The 3,395-nt window shown below is 70.4% G+C and carries 4 protein-coding genes; 2 read left to right on the top strand and 2 right to left on the bottom strand.

Translation table 11 applies throughout. From position 1 onward, the window contains the following. A partial coding sequence (gene dapC, locus NCC78_RS29690; RefSeq protein ID WP_284706369.1) for a succinyldiaminopimelate transaminase occupies window positions 1–1,072 on the bottom strand: 1,072 nt, incomplete at its 3' end. Next, on the bottom strand, window positions 1,069–1,395 hold the full coding sequence (fdxA, locus tag NCC78_RS29685) for a ferredoxin (RefSeq protein WP_250798677.1): 327 nt from the start codon (window positions 1,393–1,395) through the stop codon (window positions 1,069–1,071). The genes fdxA and dapC, both read right to left, overlap by 4 nt. Before the next feature lie 256 nt (window positions 1,396–1,651). Between fdxA and tnpB the strand changes: the two genes are divergently transcribed. Next, complete coding sequence (gene tnpB / locus NCC78_RS29680) at window positions 1,652–3,037, top strand: IS607 family element RNA-guided endonuclease TnpB (RefSeq protein WP_250798676.1); 1,386 nt, start codon at window positions 1,652–1,654, stop codon at window positions 3,035–3,037. 15 nt (window positions 3,038–3,052) lie between these two features. Next, window positions 3,053–3,395: GNAT family N-acetyltransferase, cg3035/Rv0428c family (locus NCC78_RS29675; protein WP_443677215.1), on the top strand; the 343-nt coding region annotated here is incomplete at its 3' end.

The following is a 3,395-nucleotide window of genomic DNA, read 5'->3' as shown; positions in this document are numbered from 1 at the left end:
GCTCGTCGGACTCGGTCAGCGCCACCCGGACGTGCTGCCCGCCGGCCGGGCCGTAGAAGACGCCCGCGGCGACCAGGATGCCCCGCCGGGCCAGCCAGTCGACCGTCTCCCAACAGTCCTCGCCCCGGGTCATCCAGAGGTAGAGGCCGGCCTCGGAGTGCTCGACGGTGAAACCGGCGCCGGTGAACGCGGCGTACAGCGCCGCGCGCCGGGCCCGGTAGCGTTCCCGCTGCTCGTCGGCGTGCCGCTCGTCGCGCAGGGCGGCCACCATGGCGGCCTGCACCGGCGCGGGCACGATCATGCCGGCGTGCTTGCGGACCTTGAGCAGCTCCGCCACCAGCGCCGGGTCACCGGCCACGAAGCCAGCCCGGTACCCGGCGAGGTTGGAGCGCTTGGAGAGCGAGTGCACCGCCAGCACACCCTCGTACGACCCGCCGCAGACCTCGGGCGAGAGCACCGAGACCGGCTCGGCGGACCAACCCAGCGGCAGGTAGCACTCGTCGCTGGCGACGACCGCGCCGCGCTCCCGGGCCCAGTCGACGACCTTGCGCAGGTGCGCCGCCGGCAGCACCCGCCCGGTCGGGTTGCCCGGCGAGTTGACCCAGACCAGCCGTACCCGGGACGTCGGGCCGACCGCGGTGAGCGAGTCGGCGCGTACGACGGTGGCCCCGGCGAGCCGGACGCCGTCGGAGTAGGTCGGGTAGGCGATCGACGGCACCACGACGACGTCGCCCGGGCCCACCCCGAGCAGGGTGGGCAGCCAGGCGACCAGTTCCTTGGAGCCGATCGTGGGCAGCACGCCGAGACCGTCGACCCCGGCGCCGCAGGCGCGGGCGACCCAGGCCGCGATCGACTGCCGCAGCACCGGGGTGCCGGCGGTCAGCGGGTAGCCCGGGGCGTCCGACGCGTCGGCCAGCGCCCGCCGGATCACCTCGGGCACCGGGTCGACCGGCGTGCCCATGGAGAGGTTGATCAGCCCTTCCGGGTGCGCCGCGGCCAGTGCGGCCGCGGCGTCCAGGGTGTCCCAGGTGAACTCGGGCAGCCGCGACGAGACCGGCGCGGGCCGGTTCAGTGGCCCTCTCCGCGCGGCGGCTGGGCGGCGACGAAGGTCGCGTCCTTCTCCACCTTGCCGATCTTCGAGGCGCCACCGGGCGAGCCCAGATCCTCGAAGAACTCGTAGTTGGCGCCGGTGTAGTTCTTCCACTGCTCGGGGACGTCGTCCTCGTAGAAGATCGCCTCGACGGGGCAGACGGGCTCACAGGCACCACAGTCGACGCACTCGTCGGGGTGGATGTAGAGCATCCGGTTGCCCTCGTAAATGCAGTCGACCGGGCATTCCTCGATGCATGCCTTGTCGAGCACATCCACGCACGGCTCGGCGATGATGTAGGTCACCGGTCATCTCCTCCGCAAGACACGCCGCGATCACCCGCGACGGTTAGAGCCTAGTATCCCGCCGGCAGCGTTCTGTCGTACCCCTGGCTTACCATCGCGGCACCCGAAAGCCAATGCGTGGGGGTGCGGTTCTGATGACCAACACGCATGCACTCCTTCAAGGGGTCCGAACGGTCTTGGTCAAGCGTCGGAGTTCGCTCGCCTCGGTCTGCCGCTGGCGGCCTACGTCACGCCGTCCGCGTAGGCGGGGCTCGACATGAGGACAATGCAGGCCTATCGGTTCGCGTTAGCCCTCACGCCGGCCCAGGAGCGTGCGGTGCTCACCCATGCCGGGGCCGCCCGAGTGGCGTTCAACTGGGCACTCGCGCGGGTCAGGGCGGTCATGGACCAACGCGCCGCCGAGCTCTCCTATGGCATGGCCGATGAGAATCTCACCCCGACACTCGAGTGGTCGCTGCCGGCGCTGCGTCGCGCCTGGAACCTGGCGAAGGAGCAGGTCGCGCCGTGGTGGCGGGAGTGCTCCAAGGAGGCGTACAACACCGGCCTCGACGCACTGGCACGCGCACTGAAGAACTGGTCCGATGCACGTGCCGGCCGAAGCGCTCGCCGTGGCGTCGGGTTTCCCCGGTTCAAGGCGCGCCACCGCTCAGTGCCGGTGGTTCGGTTCAGCACCGGCGCGATCCGAGTCGAGCCGGACCGTCACCATGTTGTGCTCCCGCGGCTGGGCCGGCTCAAGACGTACGAGTCGACGCGGAAGCTGTCCCGGCGTGTGGAGTCCGGTACCGCGAGGATCTTGTCGGCGACAGTCCGCCGTGACGGGCTCCGGTGGCATGTGGCGTTCTGCGTGGAGGTTGACCGCAGCGAACGGAGGCCGACTCGGCCCGCCGCGGTAGTCGGTGTCGACCTGGGCATCACCCGTCTCGTGGTGCTGTCCAACGGCCGGGTCCTGCCCAACCCACGTCACCTCGACGGCGCGTTACGCAAACTACGCCGCCTCGGCCGAGCATCCGCCCGTAGGACGACCCCGAACCGCCGTCGAGGCCAGCCTCCATCGAAGCGATGGCTCCGCACGCACGCCGCACTCGTTCGTACTCACCAGCGTGTCACCAGTCTGCGCCGTGACAACTTGCACAAGATTTCGACCAACCTGACCCGTGAGTTCGGCACGATCGTGGTCGAAGATCTGAACGTGACCGGAATGCTGCGCAACCGCCGCCTGGCCAGACACATCAGTGACGCTGGGTTCGGCGAGTTACGCCGCCAACTCCGCTACAAAGCCGACTGGCACGGCAACCGCCTGGTTGTTGCCGATCGCTGGTACCCCTCTTCCAAGACCTGCTCGGCCTGCGGCGCGGTGAAAGCCAAACTCGCCCTGTCCGAACGTATCTACACCTGCATCTCCTGCGGCCTGACCCTGGACCGGGACCTCAACGCCGCACGAAATCTCGCCGCCCTCGCGGGTGGTGTCAGCGACGCCCGGAGTGGCCGGGAGTCATCAAACGGACGTGGAGCCGACCGTAAGACCCGCAGGAGCGGGCCGGTGGCCGTGAAGCGTCAACCCGGCACCGCCTCGGCGGATCAGACCGGGACCGTCCCACCGCGAGGCGGGACTCCCATCGGTGTGCGCACCAGAGAACACTGACGGGAACGGTCGATCGTGCTCCGACAGCAGGATGTGGGACATCGGATCGTGGTCCGCCGGATTGTGGGGATTCGCGAAGGCCGGCCGCTCTTCTCGGACGCTCTCGGCGAACTCGTCGAGCTGAGCGAGACCCATCTCACTCTGGCCACCGCCCAGGGTCGGCTCCGGGTGCCCCGGGACGAGGTGCACCGGGCCAAGCGGGTGCCGCCGACCCGCCGGCCGACCGCCGCCGCCGTGGTCGAGCTGGAGCTGGCCTCCGACGAGGCCTGGCCCGCGCGGACCAGGGGACGGCTGGGCGACTGGCTGCTGCGCGGCGCCGACGGCTGGTCCGGCCGGGCCAACTCGGCGCTGCCGGTGG

This window comes from Micromonospora phytophila (assembly GCF_023656545.1).
Taxonomy (GTDB): Bacteria; Actinomycetota; Actinomycetes; order Mycobacteriales; family Micromonosporaceae; genus Micromonospora; species Micromonospora phytophila.
The sequence above is the reverse complement of the archived record's forward strand: the minus strand, read 5'-3'. Positions and strand labels throughout refer to the sequence as shown.

What these genes read in the sequence shown, in the direction of transcription:
- tnpB (WP_250798676.1), top strand. Translation starts at nt 1,652, where the DNA reads ATGAGGACAATGCAGGCCTATCGGTTCGCGTTAGCCCTCACGCCGGCC.